This window comes from Candidatus Gracilibacteria bacterium (genome assembly GCA_041660965.1).
GTDB lineage: Bacteria > Patescibacteriota > Gracilibacteria > BD1-5 > JAGOOR01 > JAGOOR01.
The window spans coordinates 456,472-474,132 of sequence record JBAZVH010000001.1; the positions used below are offsets into that span (position 1 = coordinate 456,472).

The following is a 17,661-nucleotide window of genomic DNA, read 5'->3' on the forward strand; positions in this document are numbered from 1 at the left end:
AAACAATATTGTCAGGTAAATAAGGTTTTCTCACGACCTGGATCCCGATTTTCATCGGGATGACAAAATGCTATCCCCATGCATGAGGGGAATTTGGCGATTGTCCCATCTCCCCCTTAAAAATTCATCAGAATTTTAGAGGGGGTTAGGAGGTGAGCATCCTGATTCTGATTCTTTTAATCCCCCTTAATCCCCCTTTATCAAGGGGGCATATTACTATTCCTTCTTTATTCCTTATTCTTTGAATATTATCTCGCATATTCCACAAACCGATTCTCTCGGCTCACCATCACTTTTACCTCACCTGGATATTGGAGATTGTCTTGAATACCGATCGCGATATCGCGAGAGAGTTTTTCTGCTTCGAGATCAGAGATATTGCGTGGATTCACGAAGACACGAACTTCACGCCCAGCTGAGAGAGCATATGCCTTTTCCACACCTGGAAAGGAGAGCACGAGATTTTCCATATCTTTCATACGTTTGATATATTCTTCGATATTTGCTCGACGAGCACCTGGACGAACGGCGCTAATCGCATCAGCGATCATGATAATACCTGTTTCGATACACGTTGCTGGGATAGCATTATGATGACCTTCTGTGATATTGATGAGTCGTTCATCAAATCCATACTTTCGAAGAATTTTCCCACCAATTTCTGGATGTGTCCCCTCGATATCGTGGTCCAGAGCTTTACCGATGTCGTGGAGGATACCTCATCTGAGGGCGATCTCTGGATCAGCTCCCACTTCACGAGCGATAGCTTCTGCGATATAGGCAACTTCTTGAGAATGTTTGAGAATATTTTGACCGAAACTCGTACGAAAACGGAGCTTACCGATCAAGCTCACGACTTCATCTGGAAATCCAGTAATTCCCATCTCAGAACATACCTGTTCACCGAGCTTGAGAAGGAGTTTTTCGGCATCTCGTTGGTTATTTTGGACGATTTCCTCGATACGAGCTGGCTGGATCCTCTTATCTCCGAGGAGATCTTCGAGTGATTTTTTCGCGACATAACGACGGAAGAGATCAAAGCTAGAAATAAAGATAGTATTTGGTGTGTCATCGATGATGATAGAAACACCTGTTTCTTTTTCAAATGTTGTGATATTTCGACCTTCTTTCCCGATAATCCGTCCTTTGAGGTCATCACTTTCGAGCTCAATCGTTGTCTGGGTGGTTTCGGCTGTCACAGCACTTGCATACTGTTGCATACTGTTCACGAGAATCTCACGACACAGTTCTTCTTCTCGATTTTTGAGTTCCGATTTTTTCTTCTCGATTTGTTTGATAAAATCACCCTCATATTGTTCTTCAATCTGAGCGAAGAGTCGCGTTTGTGCCTCTTCGACAGAAAGTCCAGCAATTTCAGAGAGTTTTTTGCCGATTTCTTTTTTCTTTTCTCCGAGGAGTTCATCTTCTCTGGCGAGTGATTCCTTCGCGGTATTCAGATCCTCTGTCTTTTTAACCAGCTCTTCAAGTTTTTGATCCAGTTTTTCTTCTTTTTGCTCGAGACGTTTTTCGAGATCAATCGCCTTCTTTTCTATCTCTGCTGCTCTATCCCTCTCTTCCTTTGCTTGTTTGCGTGCTTCTTCGAGTATTTTATCACTTTCGTGATCGGCTTTTTTTCTGATATCTCTTGCTGATTTTTCTGCTTCCGCAACGAGATTATTCGCATAGCCAGCACCACGCTTATTTTGAACAGTCTGGTAGAAAAAATATCATCCAACACCAATAAATAGACCTATAATAAGGCCGAGTATGAGTTCCATATCTAGGGAGTAAAAAATTAAAATGATCGATGGCACAAACACATTTCCAGAAAATATTCTTTTTGAGAGAATAGAAGGGACTTTTTGTGTAAAAAACGTAGAATAGAGAAAATAAACACTTCTGACTCCTCTCACCTTCTTCAATAATAATTCAAAAAAATAGCTTCTGTTTTCCTGATGTGCCGTTTTCGTGTGATACTTTTGTTGTAGAGCACACCTCTCGATCAGAGTCATAGTATGAAAAATAAGAGAAAAGGCAAGAAGGAACACTGTGATTTTTGGGGTTGAATTCGTTTTGTGAGTTTCATCGATTATAGAAAAAGACATTCTCTCTCTATTTCTCATCTATGATTTGGCATTTTTATAATAGAAACTATACTGTGTAGGATATAGTAGGCAGACGTTATCATTATTTTTTATGAAAAAACACTGAAAAAAAATACTTTCTGGCTTTACGCTCATCGAGTTGACAGTAGCCATAGCTATTGTTACTGTTCTCGCCACTGCAGGGCTTGCTGCCTACACAGGATACCTCAAAAATGTCAGAGACACGACTCGGATATCCGATATTGCTCTTATGAATTCCATTGTTCTCGATAATATTCGTTTGCAAGGAACAATTCCGACATCAATTCCAGAATTCACGACACTTATCACTACGGCAAATAATGGCCAACCGATTGTAGATCCCCTTGATAAAAAAGTCGCCTGCCTTACTTCTGCTACCGATAATACCCAAGATTACTGTGGCTATATCTACAATACCTGTGATGATGGAGCTGGATATGTGATAAGTGCAAAATTTGAAACTACTTATCAGACACAACGCTATACTCAGATATCCAACGAGGCAGCGTGGTACTATCATCTTGGACGTTGCACAGCGCTTGATTTACCCCCAGCTGCGAGTATTCCTCCTCCAGTTGCCTGTAGAACAAAGGCGGATTGCGAACTCAATAGTGTCTGTGTCTGACCTCCGCCAAAACATTGTCGAGAAAAAAATCTCCAAAGCATTGGATCAGAGTGTGATGTAGATGACGACTGCGATAGTAATAATTGCAACGTAAACGCTCACAAGTGCAAAAATTAGAGCTTGATTTTCCTCATTTTATTGTAAGATAGGAAGCGTTCATAGATATGTTTATAGTTTTAGGTTTCCAAGCAGATTCTTTGTCAGCTCTTTTAAATAAAACAGGGTAGATTCCTGCCTTCGCAGGAATGACGAAAATTCATTCCTTCTTTTTTATTTTTTCTTTCTTCTCTTTTCTTTATCCATGACCACCTCCCCCCGCCATGTCTGATACGTGACGCTTCTCTGAAGGCCAAGCTCTGGGAAATCCAGCTTTGTGAATGCTGCTATTGGTGATAAAATCAGTATCGTTTCTGCTATTCCCCAGACGACGAGACGCCTTATCCGTGGTATCTATACCGACAAAAACTGTCAGATAATTTTTCAAGATGTTCCAGGGCTTCATTCCAGCTCTCACAACTGGAATCAGTCTATTAACTGGGTGACGAAATCCGCGCTCGAAGATACTGATATTATTCTGCGTATTATCGATGGTGCAAGACCAAAAGGCCTCGAAGAAGAAATGATTGATACGCTGGTTTTAGAAGCAAAAGTTCCCGTCGTAACGATCGTGAGCAAGGTAGATACGATGAATGAGTTTGAGAAACATCTCTACCCAAAAGGAACGATATTTGTCTCAAGTATCACGAAGGAAGGCATCAAAGAAGTCATCGCCCAGCTCGCAACACTCTTACCAAAATGACCGCTCCTCTACCCAGAAGATGATATCACCGACCAAGATATCTACACTCGTGCGAGTGAAATCATTCGTGAAAAAATATTTCTCTCCACCTATGAGGAAGTGCCTCACTGTACCTATGTCGATGTCGATATGATGGAAGATAAAGGAAATCTCGTCAAAATCCTCGCTTATATCTACTGTATGACCGACTCTCAGAAAAAAATACTTGTCTGAAGCCATGGGGCGATGATAAAAGAAATCGGTACTTTAGCGAGAAAAGACCTGCAGGATCTCTTCGAAAAAAAGGTCTACCTCGACCTCCATGTCAAAGTCAGTGCTGGATGGCAGACACGAGACACTATCACACAGAAAATATTGGGAAAGAAATAGATGTTTCTTCTCGTTATCCCTTCCATCATTGCTGAGGAGGGAAGTTTTTTACTGATTCTTGCTCACCAATCTTGCCACCACTGAAATGGGGTTTCGGGGGACAAACTGTTTGAGCGGGATGAATGCAGAGTGTTTGATGAATGGGGAAAATAGCGAGTTTTTGTCCCCTGAATGGTTTTGGGTACTTTTGCCACCAAAAGTACCAGAAGGGTGCCAGTAACTGGAATTGTTTGATGACCTGGATTCTCGGGTCAAGCCCGAGAATGACGGAAATAAGTGTTTTTAATACAAAAAGTACAAAGGAGCTCGTTTCCCTTTTTCGTCAAGAGGAAAAACCATAAAAATCCGGCTCTCTCGGTAAAAAATCTTGTAGAGAAGCGGGTTTTTGTTATAGTGTACAAAATTTTACTTTTAATGTTTACATTATGCGCGGCGATCGAAATATCATCTCTCAGACGACACCACCTTGGACTACAGCTCTTATCGTGATTATTGCGCTACTCTTTGTCATCCTCATCTGGAGATTTGTGAGTGGTGGAAGTGCCCCCGATCTCGCGACAGCACCTGTCAGTCTCAGAATGACCGACGCAACTAGCTCCGTCCTACTCACGGGTCAGGATAAAAAAGAAAAAACTGTTCAGGCAAATACACCTCTGGCTGATCTTGATCTTATAGAAGTGAAAAATGGTACTGCAAAGCTCGCTTTTTTGAATAATGACAAAAATTCCCTTAACCTCAATATGGGGACAAAAATACGCTACCTCGGTCTTGGCACGGATAATAAAACACAATTTCGTCTCGAAAATAAGGATCTCTGGGTACAGGCAGATACTGGTGATATCTCACTCGATCTTCTCGGTGTCGTCGTACTTCCTGCATCAGGAAGTGTACTCAATATCGCAAAGAATGAGCTCTTTACCACCATCACTGTCCTACAAGGCACGGCGACTATCAGTATAGAAGCGAAGACTCTCGAAATGAGTGCTGGACAACAACTCAATTATTCGACGCTTCGTACCGTGACATATGACGATCTCTCGACTCGTATTGCTCCTATCAATCCTGATACACTCTCGAGTCCATGGATGTCTCTCAATGGCGCCAGTGCATACACGACGACCCTTGTTTCCTCAGCACAGGCAGCGACAACTGGAACCGGTGGTTCTACTCTTGGAGGTGGCTTGGTACTATTTGAATCTCCTGTCGATGAATCAACGGTGAATACAAAGACGATCACCGTCTCTGGTAAGGTCCTCAATGCGAGCGTTGCTCGCCTCATCATCAGCAATCTCCCCGCCACTCTCGACCCTGTCAAACAAACTTTTGTACTCAAAAACCTTCCTCTCACGAATCATGAAAATAATCTCATCTATCGGACCTATGATGCTACTGGGACACTCCTCTCAAAAGGATTTGTCACGGTCTACACGACATCAGTCGCTGCTGCAGCTGCCAATGCGCCCGTCAGTAATACAGCAGCTACTACGGCACCCAGCAATGGCCTCGCACAAGTCAGCACGTACAAACCCGATAAACGTTTCCGTGTTACCGCTCCTGCAGCTGACTACTATGAAACGACAGACAAGAAGGTCCGTATCGAAGGAAGTGTCTCCGCTGACACAGCGTATTCTGTCACTATCAATGATTTCAAGCTCGCTTCTTTTACACCAAATGGTACCTCGTGGTATTATTTTGCGAATCAAGAATTTGGAAATATGCAAGAAGGAACCAACACCTATACTATCCGATATTTTGATGCAAACGGCAAAGAAATCTACAAACAACTCTTTGTCATAAAAAAGAATCCGACACCACTGGCAGCACAATAATCCTCTCATCTTTTTACGACTATGCGAAATACTTCTGGGACCTCTCTCACCGAAGTGATGGTAATGATGGTTATTCTCTGAATCTCGCTCGTGGGTATTTTTAGTATGGTCAGTAATGGGCAACTGCTTGCTTCTCTTTCTGATACGCGATTGGTCGCTCTCAATATCGCTCGTGAAGGACTCGAATCCGTGACAACCCTCAGAGATACCTTTTCTTTGGCAAATTATTCCAGTGGTACCTGTAGCACTGGTAGCGTTGCGGCTTTTTTTACCACTAATGGGAGTCAGATATTGACAGATAATTGCCCTGTCATGGTAACTAGCCCAGTACCTCCACTACCACCAACTCCTGCAGCAACACCTTATTATATTCTCGATGATAACAAAGGACTTACTGTGGGGACAATAAATGATACCCATGTCTGCATCAATGAATACGGCTGGTACTCGCAGCAATATTCTGTGAAGTCTGATACGCCTGGTCCAATAATAACTTGCTTAACTGAAACTGACTTTTGTTCTGATAATACCACGCAAAGCTGTAAAACATGATTTCAACGAAAGATTACTTTTGCAGATTGTGACCCGGAAAATCCAGCGCAATGTATCGTGGCAACATCGATTGTCTGGTGGTGAACGGATGCTGATGAGTCACTCACTCTGTCACAAACCATCACGATTAAATAATCCTCATGGCTCCCCGCCTCTATTTCCCTCTCGGAATCTTCTCATGCCTTGCGTGGATGAGTGGGATTATTATTGGGAGTATTTGGTGATGAGCTGGAATTTGGTGCGTTATGCTCTTCATCCTTATCCTCGCGGTCTGGAAACTACCTCGATGGTGGCTTTTTTGAGTGTGTCTCGTATGTCTTTTCTTATGATGGGGATGGAGCACTCTATCACTCTGACATCTGCAAGATACCACTCATACTCTCTGAGAAATGGTGGGTTGGGGTGGATTTACTCATACTATCGAGGGGAAAGCGGAACGACTGCTTTCTATCAGTGAATATACTCGTCGATATCGTGTCTCTCTGACTCACATCGATGGGGAAGAGGTGAGCTATGATGTTGCTCTTATATTGCCCACCAATCTAACACTCATTGAAGGAGATACTTTTAAGTCCGTTGGGAAATTTAGCTTTCCCGAGGATACACCCGAATATGCTGGAGAAAAAAATCTCTGGTATCGTGGTATGGCAGCAGAATTTCAGTCTTTCCAAAATACGAAACAACCTCCCAGAAAATATAGCTTCCTCGTCCGTACCCAACAATGGTTTGATCAAAAATTGCAAGAAATATTCCCGCGAGAAGGATATCAAATACTCTCTGGTATGCTCCTCGGACAAAGAAGCGCGATGTCAGAAGCCCTCAAAACACAACTCAAAGCATCAGGACTTATGCATCTCATGGTAGTCAGTGGCGGAAATATTATGATGCTCATCATCTTTCTCTCGCTCTTTATCCGCAGTATGCCAGTATGGATTCGGATAGGCATTATTGCTAGCACTGTTTTTGCTTTTGCGCTTCTAGTCGGTGGTGATATGCCAGTCTGGCGAGCGGCCCTAATGGGCACTATCTGATATGGCGCAGGGCTATGGTGATACCGTTTTCGCGTCCTTATTTTACCGCTTGTCGTCGCATCAGTGATAGCACTTTGGAATCCTCTCTCGCTCGTCTATGATATCGGTTTACAGCTCTCGTTTCTTTCGGTTATTTGTATTATCGTCTGGTGAAAAAAATTTGCCCATGCTCTCAGATTTCTCGGCAGTTTTTTTGCGGAGGCGACCGCCCTTACGATCGCAGCAACGATTTGAACACTCCCAATAACTATCTTTTATTTTGGAACATTTTCCCTTATAGGTCCGCTCGCAAATATGCTTGCAGCACCTGCTGTTCCTATCGTGATATATGGCGGTATTATGACACTCTTTGTCAGTCTCTTCTCACACACTCTGGCTATCTGGATTGGCTATACCCCCTGGATTGCTACCTCCTATATCTCCTCTATTATTTCGCTCTTTTGAAGCCAAAAATGGTCACTTCTGACAGTCAATATAGACGCCTATAAATCGTATTTTATTCTGGTGAGTCTCGGGTTTTTGTTTCTGATGATCGTGAAGTCTGAGCTGAGAAAGAAGGGGTAACACAACCATACCAATACAAAATACATCCGCCTAGGCGGACCATCAAAAGTACAAGAACGCCGTGAGTGGGACACCCTCTTTTTCTGTCCTATTGTTCCGCTCCCTCATAAATGAGGGAGAGTTTTGTTTCAGCTCCCCCTTAAAAATTCACTAGAATTTTAGAGGGGGTTAGGGGGTGAGAGTCTGTGTATCTTTCTCTCTCCTTTTTTATACGGCATATCTCTGTTTTCTCGCAATCGTGATCATAATGGCAACAAGTAGAATACCAGCAACAATCTGCCAGAGATCAGGAGTTTTATGAGTATAAAAAATATCGAGGAGAAATCCTGTGAGCGGGAAAGAGAGCTCAAAAATCGTCGCTTGTGAAGCAGGAGTGAACTCTATTCCTCGGTAGTAAAATGTCGTACCAATAACACCTGAAAGAAGGGCTATCCCGACCATAATCATTGAAAATTGAGCAATATCGGCTGGGAATGTGAAGAGATTGATGCCGAAAAGAGTGAAAATTCAGAGTGTTATCATCCCGAGAATAGCCACCATTCCGAGACGATATGCTGTCATAGTGCGCGCCTTGTACCCCTGCTGTGAAAGATACCGAGAAAACACGGTTGCCGAACCCCAACAGACTGCTGCGATAATACTCGCCATCGCAGAGCGAAAGGCATCAGTTCCAAAAGAAAAATCAAGTCCTGATTTTCCAAAACTCACAAAATAACTCGCCAAAAGTGCTCCAATTGCGAGGAAATAGAAGCTTTTTTTGGGACGTTCTCCGAGGAAAATAAGCGCTGCTGTGATCGCAAAAACAGGTTGAAGCTTTTGGAGCAGAAAGAGAATACCAAATGAGGTGTAGTGTACATTCGCCAGTGCCCATGTGAAGGCATAGGTACCAATAAGTCCTGAGAAAAGTGCCACACCAATCAGTGAAAGCCATGCTTTTTTATTCAGACGTGGCGCCCGAAAATGTGACCAGCCAATGATAGCGAGGAGTATAAATCCTATCGCATGCTCAAGAGTCACTATCACGAGTGGTGAAAGCCCAACTATTTGAGAGCGAAGAAGTCAGTCGAGTCACCAGCAGATTCCTGCGGCAACGATAAAAAGAGAGGAGAAATTCATTGGAAAGAAAAAGAGGAAAGAAAAAGAAAAATGGAATGACAAAAAAATTCCTACCTATGACTATTGCTATAACTATTACTTCTATCGTCTTTTTCTTTTTCTTGTAGATTCTGAGCGAAGTCGAAGAATTACTTCCTCTCCACAGTCATATAAAATTCAAGTTGGTCACCTACTTCAACACGCACATCTCATTTATACTGAATTCCACACTCATTCCCCTCTTCTACTTGTGATACTTCTTCTCCGACTTGTTTGAGATTTTCGACAATACCAGTGCCAGCCACTCGTTCATTTCGAATAATTTTCACCTGTGCTTTTTTCTGAATATTGCCAGACACAACTGAGAGTCCGACAATCTGCATTTTTTCTCCTGTATAAAATATCTTCAGTGCTTTCCCTTCTCCGATAAGGAGTTGATCATATTTGATATCGATCATACCTGTCGCGATACTTTCCACTTTTTCGATAATACGGTAGATGACTTTTTCTGAAATTACCTCGATTCTTGATTTTGAGAGTGTGCCTATCGCATTACCTCCAACGGGGACATTGAACGCAACGAGAAGCGCTGAACTCGTTCCTGCCATGAGTACATCTGACTCATTGATAGCACCGATACCTGCGTGAATGATTTTGACAGCGACATCTTTGGCTTGGATTTTTGAGAGAGAGGCCTTGAGCGCTTCCATACTTCCGTTACTGTCTGCTTTCAGGACGATTTTGAGGTATTGAAGCGTTCCTGTTTTGAGGCGATTCATGAGGTTCCCAAGAGATGCTTGTTCAAATTTGTTGATACTTTTACTACTTGCTGCGAGTTTGTATTCTTGGGCTTTTTCACGAGCCACATCGAGCGTCGTCATCACTTGAATAATTTGTCCCCCTTCTGGTACGAGATCGAGACCAGTAATTTGTACCGGCATACTACTATGTGCTTCAGCGATATTTTTCCCAAAGGCATTTTTCATAGTACGAATCTTGCCACATGATGCTCAGCAGAGAACAGCATCCCCACGATTTAAGACACCAGCATTGATCAGAATATTTGTGATCACTCACTGCCCTGGATCAAGGTAGGACTCGATAACTGTGCCTACTCCAGGACGTGTTGGATGAGATTTGAATTGTTTTATATCAGCGACGAGAAGCACCATATCGAGCAATGTATCCATCCCCATACCTGTCTTCGCGGAACACGGTACACAAATAGTTTCACCACCCCAATCCTCTGGCACCAGCTCATTATCAGCGAGAGCTCGCTTCACCATATCGACGTCAGCGCCTGGTTTATCCATTTTGTTGATAGCGACGACCACTGGCACTCCTGCTTCTTTTGCGAGATTGATAGATTCAATGGTTTGTGGCTTCAATCCTTCATCTGCCGCGACGACGAGGATGATGATGTCAGTCAATCTAGCACCGCGAGAACGCATCAAGGCAAACGCTTCATGCCCTGGTGTATCGATGAGAGTAATATCTCTTCCATTCCTGTGAATCTGGTACGCGCCAATCTTTTGTGTAATACCTCCTGCCTCATTCATCGCGATATCGGATTTTCGAAATGCATCAAGAATCGATGTCTTACCATGATCGACATGCCCCATTATCGAGATAATCGGTGCACGAATCGTCTGCTCACTCGGATCATCATCAGCGAGAATAGCATCAATATTCCCATCCATAAGGTCTGTCAAACTACTATCATTTGAGAGGGCTCGTTTTGCGACGATACCAAAGGATTCTGCGACGAGAAAACATGTGTCAAAATCTATCTGAGAATTGAGGGTGACGATAATGCCATTTTTCATCAATTCTCCCATAATTCGAACAATTGAGATACCGATTTTATCAGAAAATTCTTTTACAGAGACAAAGTTTCCGAGCTCCACTTCCTGGCCTGCCTTATCAACCAGAGTCTGGCGAATATCTTCGAGATTTTTGTCTTCCTTTTTTTCTGCTGAGATATTTTTGTGACGACGAAATCCGTCTGTCTCTGTATTCGTGCCCGTATCGAGAAAGGCGAGCTTACTTTTGGTTCCTCGCTTGGCAGTTTTAAAATTTTTCTTTGGTGCATCTGGTTTGCGAAAATTGGGCTTATTCCCTCCTGATCCACCACTACCCTGACCTCCTGTCCGCGTGCCACCGAAGCCACCACCCTGTCCTGGACGAGACCCCTGTGATGAAGAATGACCACTGCCTGCTGGGCGAAATGGGCTCTGAGAAGAACCCGAAGAAGTATGATTTCTTCCGAGAGGTGCTCCTGATCCAGATTTCTTTGTTCCTAATGGTTTCGGGAGTGTATTTTGTGTATGAAAAACAACTGCTGGGCGAGATCAAAACTTTGTCCCTAAATCAAGTGCCCCGCTCTCTGGGAGCTTCACTGTACGAGAGATGTATGCTTTATCTTCTTCTAGTGTCTCACTTTCTGGTTTGTGCTGAGACACATTTGAAATATTTGAAATGGGTGTTGTATCTATCGGGGCAGGCGCTTCCGTAACAGAAACAGGAGTCTCAATAGGTGCTGATGCTTTTTTTGCAACGATTTTGATAATTTTTTTCTTCTCTGAACCCCCGCCCGTATGAGCAGGCTCGTTTCCGAGAGAAGCATAGTAATCATCACCAGAGGATGGACTCGCCATAAAATTAAAAACCTAGAAAATATGAGCTGTATGGTATAAATAAACGGATAAAAGTCAAAAAAAACGGCATAATGCAGGGAAATTTCTTGAAATCTCTCAAAAGTTATGTCGAAAACACTCATTTTTCTTTTTAAACACCCCCATCTTCATTCTCGTTGTTCCGCCCCCTCACTGGAGTAAGGGGGAGTTTGTTGCTGTTTCATCTCCCCCTTAAAAATTCACCAGAATTTTAGAGGGGGTAGGGGGTGAGATCTTAATCCTGATTCTCTGTTTCTTTTAATCCCCCTTTATTAAGGGGACATAAGAAAACATTCCTTCATTTTGCGCTTTGTCCGCCTCGGCGGGTGTATTTTGTATTTAGGCGATCTACAGTGGTAATTTCATATTATCTTCTTCCGTATCCCCTCCTCCGAGAATTTTCTTGTATGCATCATCTTCATCGTGCTCCACCCCTTGGACGAAAATATGTTTATAAGATTGTTTGTCTTCTGCAGCACGTACGAGCTTTCCTCCTGTCATCAAACAAATACCTCAGAGCAATGTCATCACCATGCCAGAAAGATGGGTATTCATCTGTATCTGTGTCCCCAGAGTCCCTGCCGAACCGATAAATGTCAGACTCACCACAATAGTGAGCAGTATAACCAAAAATCCACTCTGAGTATAGACAAATCGTGGGTCGAGAACGATGCCAAAATATTTTTTGGTTTTTTCATGGAGATCATAGGAAAAAAGTGTGATCAAGATCGCTATCAAAATCACGCTCAAAATCCATCCAATTCATCCCGCTAAAAATGAAAATGCTCCGACGGTGAGCGAAGTAGAAAGGTTTGCCCATGGTAAGACAAGTCCACTGGCAATACAGATGGCGCCGAGAAATACGAGCTTAAGACCAAGAGATGAACGCCAAAAAAAGTTCCACAAACGGTGAAAAAATCGGATAATCATCACGTGGTGCATACCACGTCTGGGCCGAAAATGATGGTTGGATGTCATAGATGCGCGATTTATACTGATAAGAACCGAAGAGTAAAGAGGATTGCATTGACTACGAAAGACTTTCTGTGTATACTACAACAAGTATGAAACCTAAAAGACCAAATACTATCGTCATTCTCGCCCTCCTTTTTCTGAGTCTTATAGTGACATTTTTTGAAGCGATTTACAAAGGATTGAAAGCTCTTATTACTGGCCGAATCACCCCTCTGAGACAGACACGACTCTTCCGTATATGGCACTGGGCAGCCCTGGATGGACCTCGGAGATTCTGGCAGTCACCTTCACGGTATCACTTTTTTCGTAGTCCTGCGACTCTTCTGGAGGTTATTTTGTATCCGAAGAAGAAAGGAGAAGTAGTTAGCGATGTAAAAAACAAAAGGTAATCTCAGAAAGTTGAAATACTGAAATGGGGTTTCGGGGGACAAACTGTTTGAGCGGGATGAACACAGAGAGTATGATGAAGAGAGAAAATAGCGAGTTTTTGTCCCCCGAATGGTTTTGAGTACTTTTGCCATCAAAAGTACCAGAACGCCGCCGGAAATTGGAATGGTTTGATGACCTGGATTCTCGTATCAAGTACGAGAATGACGGAGATATTCATTCTTATTTTTTATTTTCTCATTGGCAGATCCTTTTTCTTGCTTTTTATCGGTAAATTCTACAATGTTTGCATATGCGTAAAAATACTGGTTTTACTCTGATAGAAATCCTCGTCGGTGTCGCACTGACAGGTATGATTTTGATGACTGGGTATAGTGCATTTCAGAGTATTATGGAATCACAAGCACGACTCTGAGCGGTGATCGATATCCAGAAAAATCTCTTTTATACGAATGAAAAACTTGCCTCACTGATCCGTTCAGGAGGAACGGTCGATTATGAAGAATATTTTAATCGGAGGATGCTCGGATATGCACAGACTACTAGAGCGGATGGTATATTTACATTTACAGTTGCTTCACATTTTTGAAATGGAGATGTAGCGAGTAGACCACCGATGTATTATTGTGGTGTGGATAGCTGAGCTCAGGATGATGCTTGTATAACGGGCTCTTATGTTAGTACATCAAAAACAGTATGACCCTATACATCACCATTCCCTGTCTGACAACAACCCTACGGCCAGCATGAAGCACTCGCTTTCAATTACGATGATCCTGTCGGATATCCTGTACCGATTCAGCTCCCACCAGTTTTTAAATTAGATGCACAAATTACACAAGTGAATGTTTTTGATCGCTCAGCAACCGCTCTCATCCCACAAGATATCCCAAATATCTGACTCCCAGAGCTCTATCTGATTAAAAAAAATCTCGATGGCACCTATGAGCGTACCTATTTTCGGCATGTGTATGTCGATGATGTCGATGTCGCTGGAACTTGTGCTCCTGCCACAAGTATTGATGGCTGTCTCGGAAAAATACAGATAACGAAACTTACAGATTGTGATATCGATTCAGATGGTATTATCGATGCCTGGATACCGGCTCCTGACTTTATGATATGAACGGTGACTTGTCCATCAGTTGAAGCAGATATTTACACATCCGCTCACGAAGAAACAATATCCTGACCTCCCGATATCTCCCCAAACCTCATATGGGTCGATGTCACCTCGCCTGATATGAATGTCCTCCGTGCGACCTTTCTCCCTGCCCCCCTCAAAATACCAGCACTGTTGAGTGGATCAGGTGACCTTGTCCGAGCACCGCAAGTCTCTCTCTATCTCGAAGTCAACCTCAGTACTCGTCTCAGAAATAAATCATTTGTCCTTTCTGACTATAATTTTCCTCGAACTCTTATCACTACCTATGATCTCTCTGAATAATCATTCTCTGCGTGGTACTCGTGGGTCAGCCCTCGTAGTCACTATATTGCTCGTCAGCGTGATGCTCACGGCAGCACTGATACTCCTCCAGCGCATCATCCCCTATGCGAAGAATGTCCGATGAATGAATGACGCAGCACAGGCATACTACACCGCCCGATGAGAGACAGAGACCGCACGACTCACTTTTTTTACAGGAACTGGTGGTACACTCACTGCTCTCAGATTACCTTCTCTTTTTTGATTATTAAGCAGTATAGATACCACAGCAGTAGTATCACCTCGACGTGGGAATATATGATGTGGAGCTACCCGATGTACTATCCCCCCCATAAACGGTACTACCATCACGGAAAGCATCACAACACTCGCGCCCCCTTTCATCCTTACCAATGCACTATCCGACCATGTTATCAGTAGCGCCAATCCAGAACTCCCTCTGAAGATACGACTTTTTGAAAAAGATGCCAGCCCGAGCTATTTTGGCACGAGCAAACGTGATAAAGCATACCACACTCTCGATCCCAATAATTCTGGAGGACTCCGATTTGATTTTCGAGGAGTGGCTACAAAATTAATAGATAATTTTGGATTAAAAATAAAATTTAAAGATGCTGTTCCTGTAAATACCAATCTCACCCTCAAAATGCAATATTCCGATGGCACAACGGTGAAGACATTTACAAATGATTATGCAATAGACAGTTTAACAGAAGAACCTTTTTCCGGACTCAATACACTTACAGGGAATATCCAAACCATTAATGCGGATGGCACTATTACTGCTGAATATCTACAACCTTTAGAAACTTTCTTGAATTTCGATTGCAGTAACGCAACAATCTGTAGTCTTTCTTTGTCGGTCGATGGTACGACACCTCTTGATTTTCAGCTCATTTCTTCATGAACGAGCGCAGCCCCTCTTCCTGATCTCAATGCTGTCGTTATCGGTGATGGACTCTCAGAGAATGGTCTCTATTTCCAGCGAGTGATAGATTTGATACCAACACCACAGGATATTTAGTCACAAAAGAAAGCTAGAGCAAAAACAGAATATAGAGAAAGGAATAGTTTTTTTGGGAATACAATCATTAACAAATCCTGTCTATGGCTTTTGCTCTAGCTCTATCTGTATATTAGATATCCAGATTCGCTACCGTCTTCGCTCGTGACTGGATAAAGCGACGTCGAGGAGGTACTTCTGGGCCCATCAAGACTCGGAATATCTCATCAGCAGCTTCTGCATCTTCGATAGCCACTCGCGCCATGATACGACGGTCTGGGTCCATCGTCGTCTCCCAGAGCTGTTCTGGGTTCATTTCTCCGAGACCCTTGTAGCGCTGGATACCTTCTGTTTTGACATCATTTTTTTCGATGATTTCTAGTTTCTCTTCTTCATTATACGCATACCACGCTTCGCGTCCTTTGGTGAGCTTGTAGAGTGGTGGCTGCGCGATGTAGAGAAAACTCGCATCGATCAGTGGTCGCATAAATCGAAAGAAAAATGTGAGAAGCAGTGTACGAATATGTGCTCCATCGACATCGGCATCCGTCATGATGACGATACGATGATAGCGAGCTTTGGTGATATCAAACGTGTCTCCTATCCCACAACCAATTGCGGTAATCAGATTTTTCACTTGCTCATTGATAAATATCTTATCAATACGTGCTTGCTCTGTGTTCAGTATCTTTCCTCGTAATGGCAGGATTGCTTGAAATTCTCGATTACGCCCTTGCTTCGCAGATCATCCTGCCGAATCTCCCTCAACGATGTAGATCTCAGAGCGAGATGGGTCTTTTGAGGCACAGTCCGCCAATTTTCATGGTAATGTAAGACCTTCCAGTGCGCCTTTTCGGATAATCGTCTCACGAGCTGAGCGAGCGGCCATACGAGCACGACTGGCGAGCAGACATTTTTCGATGACAAATTTAGCACTTTTTGGCTGTTCATTGAGGAAATCAAGGAAATTCTCAGCGAAAGATTTATCGACGATACCTCGAACTTCAGAGTTCCCAAGTTTGTCCTTAGTTTGTCCTTCAAACTGTGGATCAGACACTTTGACGGAGATAATAGCCGTCAGACCTTCTGCGACGTCTTCATTGGTAAGGTTGGTATCTTTTTCTGTGAGAAAGTTTTTTTCACGGGCGTATTTATTGATCGTGCGTGTGAGAGCGGTGCGGAACCCTGTCATATGCGTACCTCCACCTGGCGTGATGACGTTGTTCACGAAGCTGGTCAGGTGCTCATTATAGTCATCCTTTCGGTACTGAAGCGCGATCTCGACGACGACATTATCCATCGTTTTATCTGTCCAAAATATGTCGCCCAACGTGTCATGATGGCGATTGAGATAAGTGATATATGAGCGAAGACCTCCTTCAAAAAAGTAGCGAATTCTGTCTTCTTTGCCAGCACGCTCATCGATAGCTGTGAGCACCACACCTTTTGTGAGATACGCTCGTTCACGAAAATCTTTTTTGACATACGAAAAATCAAAGACGACATCTTCAAAAATAGTTTCATCTGGCCAAAACTGGATCATCGTCCCATTGACGTGATCTGTTTTTCACTTATTTTCGACTGGACCGGTTGGTTTTCCTCGTTCATACGTTTGCATATATTCGACACCATCTCGCCAGACAGTTGCTTCTGTTCTTGTAGAGAGCGCATTGACCACAGACGCACCGACACCATGCAAACCTCCAGAGACTTTGTAGCCAGAATTATCACCACCAAATTTCCCTCCAGCATGGAGGACAGTCATAACCGTCTCAAGCGCAGAAACGCCTGTTTTTTCATGAATATCTGTTGGGATACCTCGTCCATCATCGATGACGACACAGCTCCCATCTTCGAGGAGCTTGAGAGTAATGTGTTTACAGTATCCTGCCAATGCCTCATCGATAGAATTATCGACGATTTCTTTGACACAATGATGCATGCCTTTACTGTCTGTAGAACCAATATACATTCATGGTCGTTTGCGTACAGCTTCGAGCCCTTCGAGGACTTGGATTGAGCTGGCTCAGTAATTTTCTTGAGACACAGGAAGAGGGGTTAACAAGTAAGTGTTTTATAGAGGTTTTCTTCGGTGCTGGTGTGTTGTATTTGGGGCACTTGAACACTCAAAGGAAAACATACGGGCAGTATAGTGATACTCTCGATTTTTCAAGTAAAATAAGG

The 17,661-nt window shown here is 43.2% G+C and carries 13 protein-coding genes; 8 read left to right on the forward strand and 5 right to left on the reverse strand.

From position 1 onward, the window contains the following. Window positions 1-248 precede the first annotated feature (248 nt). Window positions 249-1,778, reverse strand: a complete 1,530-nt coding sequence (gene rny, locus WC753_02260; GenBank protein MFA6080285.1) for a ribonuclease Y — start codon at window positions 1,776-1,778, stop codon at window positions 249-251. Window positions 1,779-2,196: 418 nt separating this feature from the next. Here rny and WC753_02265 point away from each other — a divergent pair, with 418 nt between their 5' ends. From WC753_02265 to WC753_02285, 5 genes are all read left to right on the forward strand, one after another. Continuing rightward, window positions 2,197-2,868: a prepilin-type N-terminal cleavage/methylation domain-containing protein gene (locus tag WC753_02265; GenBank protein MFA6080286.1), complete on the forward strand. Its 672-nt coding sequence runs from the start codon at window positions 2,197-2,199 to the stop codon at window positions 2,866-2,868. Between the two features lie 184 nt (window positions 2,869-3,052). Further along, window positions 3,053-3,919: a GTPase Era gene (era, locus tag WC753_02270; protein ID MFA6080287.1), complete on the forward strand. Its 867-nt coding sequence runs from the start codon at window positions 3,053-3,055 to the stop codon at window positions 3,917-3,919. Between the two features lie 425 nt (window positions 3,920-4,344). After that, a complete protein-coding gene (locus WC753_02275; GenBank protein ID MFA6080288.1) occupies window positions 4,345-5,748 on the forward strand; it encodes a hypothetical protein in 1,404 nt (467 codons plus the stop codon). Window positions 5,749-5,769: 21 nt separating this feature from the next. Then, on the forward strand, window positions 5,770-6,435 hold the full coding sequence (locus WC753_02280) for a hypothetical protein (GenBank protein MFA6080289.1): 666 nt from the start codon (window positions 5,770-5,772) through the stop codon (window positions 6,433-6,435). Between the two features lie 110 nt (window positions 6,436-6,545). Next, window positions 6,546-7,895, forward strand: a complete 1,350-nt coding sequence (locus tag WC753_02285; protein MFA6080290.1) for a ComEC/Rec2 family competence protein — start codon at window positions 6,546-6,548, stop codon at window positions 7,893-7,895. Between the two features lie 207 nt (window positions 7,896-8,102). Here WC753_02285 and WC753_02290 read toward each other — a convergent pair whose 3' ends face one another. The 3 genes from WC753_02290 to WC753_02300 form a co-directional block, all read right to left on the reverse strand. After that, window positions 8,103-9,011 carry a DMT family transporter gene (locus WC753_02290; GenBank protein MFA6080291.1) on the reverse strand — a complete coding sequence of 303 codons (909 nt, stop codon included), beginning with the start codon at window positions 9,009-9,011 and terminating at the stop codon, window positions 8,103-8,105. A gap of 128 nt (window positions 9,012-9,139) precedes the next feature. After that, window positions 9,140-11,647, reverse strand: a complete 2,508-nt coding sequence (gene infB / locus WC753_02295) for a translation initiation factor IF-2 (protein ID MFA6080292.1) — start codon at window positions 11,645-11,647, stop codon at window positions 9,140-9,142. A gap of 366 nt (window positions 11,648-12,013) precedes the next feature. Next, window positions 12,014-12,607 (reverse strand): hypothetical protein, encoded by a 594-nt coding sequence (locus tag WC753_02300; GenBank protein MFA6080293.1) that lies wholly within the window; start codon window positions 12,605-12,607, stop codon window positions 12,014-12,016. 122 nt (window positions 12,608-12,729) lie between these two features. Between WC753_02300 and WC753_02305 the strand changes: the two genes are divergently transcribed. The 3 genes from WC753_02305 (at window position 12,730) to WC753_02315 (ending at window position 15,498) form a co-directional block, all read left to right on the forward strand. Then, window positions 12,730-13,029, forward strand: a complete 300-nt coding sequence (locus tag WC753_02305; protein MFA6080294.1) for a hypothetical protein — start codon at window positions 12,730-12,732, stop codon at window positions 13,027-13,029. Between the two features lie 290 nt (window positions 13,030-13,319). Further along, window positions 13,320-14,474, forward strand: coding sequence for a prepilin-type N-terminal cleavage/methylation domain-containing protein (locus WC753_02310; protein ID MFA6080295.1), 1,155 nt, complete (start codon window positions 13,320-13,322; stop codon window positions 14,472-14,474). Beyond that, on the forward strand, window positions 14,458-15,498 hold the full coding sequence (locus WC753_02315) for a hypothetical protein (protein MFA6080296.1): 1,041 nt from the start codon (window positions 14,458-14,460) through the stop codon (window positions 15,496-15,498). Before WC753_02310 ends, WC753_02315 begins: the two co-directional genes overlap by 17 nt. Before the next feature lie 112 nt (window positions 15,499-15,610). Here the strand turns inward: WC753_02315 and gyrB are convergent, their stop codons facing one another. After that, window positions 15,611-17,524, reverse strand: coding sequence for a DNA topoisomerase (ATP-hydrolyzing) subunit B (gyrB, locus tag WC753_02320; protein ID MFA6080297.1), 1,914 nt, complete (start codon window positions 17,522-17,524; stop codon window positions 15,611-15,613). Window positions 17,525-17,661: the final 137 nt, after the last annotated feature.